The organism is Aerococcus sp. L_32 (assembly GCF_050689315.1).
In genome coordinates, this window is sequence record NZ_JBOEQF010000441.1 from 1 (window position 1) to 1,577 (window position 1,577).

Sequence of the window (1,577 nt, forward strand, 5' to 3'; positions counted from 1 at the left end):
GCAAAATTGATGAATGGCTAGAAAACTTCAATGTTAAAGGTGACCGGAAAGATAAGATAAAAACCTTATCCAAAGGCAACCAACAAAAGGTCCAATTGATTGCCACCTTAATCCATGAACCAAAATTGGTCATTTTAGATGAGCCATTTTCAGGATTAGACCCAGTGAATGCTGGCTTTTTGATGGAAGGTATCTTACGACTGCGCGATCAAGGCGCATGTATCATTTTTTCAAGTCATAATATGGCCAACGTCCAAGATGTCTGTGATTCAGTCATTATGATTCATAACGGGGAGCAGAAAATCTACGGACCAATTAATGATGTGCGTGATGCCTACGGGAAAACAAGATTGTTCGTCCAAGCTGAGGGCTGGGATCAAGAAGCCTTATCCGCCTTACCAGGGGTGGGATCGGTTAGCCAATTAACAACAGGGGAATATAAGTTAATCCTAACAGATGAAAATGTAGGGCCAGAATTGTTCAAGACCATTTCAAAAGGTGAATACATTCAATCCTTTAGCCAACAACCACCAACCTTAGATGAAATCTTTAAAATGGAAGCAGGTGGACGTCATGAGAAATAGTCGTTTAGCTATTATTATCGAAGAAGTCTACAAGAAAAATGTCTTTTCATGGTCATTTGTCATGCTATTACTAAGCCCAATCTTGATGGTCGCTGTAGTGGCTATTATTTCAGGTGTTATCGGTATGGCAACTGCCTCTGATTCAATCGGTACGGTGTCCATCATTGGTGCCACTGACCAAACAGCCAGTGCAATTAAAACTGAAGACAATGGCCAGAACCAATTGATTTTTGACCAAGATGTAGACCAGGCAGAAGAGGCACTAGTTAACGAGGAAATTGACGGCTACCTAGTCATTGACGAAAGTGATCCAGAAGCCATCCAAGCTGAATTCTACAAAAGTAATACCGGAAAGAATATCTCAACTACCGGCTTCCAAACTGTATTAGAAAGTATTCAATTATCCAACCGGTCGCAGGCATTAGGCCTGATGGAAGAAGAATCCAGTCACCTAATCAATTCAAACGTGGCCATCCAAAGCCAGACCATTGATTTAGAATCCGGTACCAGCGAAAGTGACCAGGACATTCAATCTATTGTACGAAAAGGTGTCGCCTATGTTGTATCCTTTATCGTATTCATATTTGTCATGAACTACATCTCCATCATTTCACAAGAAATTGCCGTAGAAAAAGGGTCACGCATCATGGAAATCGTCCTATCTTCGATTTCATCAACCACACATTTTATGGGTAAAATGTTGGGGATTTTCCTCGTATTGTTGACACAAGTTGCCTTCTACATAATCTTACTAGGCATCATCTTTATCACAATCATGAACACGCCAATGCCAGCAGAATTACAAGCGCTATTAGGGGACAAAACAATTCCAGCCTTATTATCTAATTCAGCATCTATCATTGGTTGGTCCGGTTTATTAGCCTTCTTGGGGATCATCACCTACTCAGTGTTAGGTGCCTTCCTTGGATCACTTGTTTCAAATGTACAAGATGTTAATAAAATGATCACACCGATTATTCTATTAAGTATTAC

At 40.4% G+C, this 1,577-nt stretch carries 2 protein-coding genes; both read left to right on the top strand.

Translation table 11 applies throughout. The annotated features are described in order from the left end of the window. Positions 1–584: ABC transporter ATP-binding protein (locus ACRCJ0_RS13740; protein ID WP_431390790.1), on the top strand; the 584-nt coding region annotated here is incomplete at its 5' end. Continuing rightward, on the top strand, positions 574–1,577 hold a 1,004-nt coding region (locus ACRCJ0_RS13745), incomplete at its 3' end, for an ABC transporter permease (protein ID WP_431390791.1). The genes ACRCJ0_RS13740 and ACRCJ0_RS13745, both read left to right, overlap by 11 nt.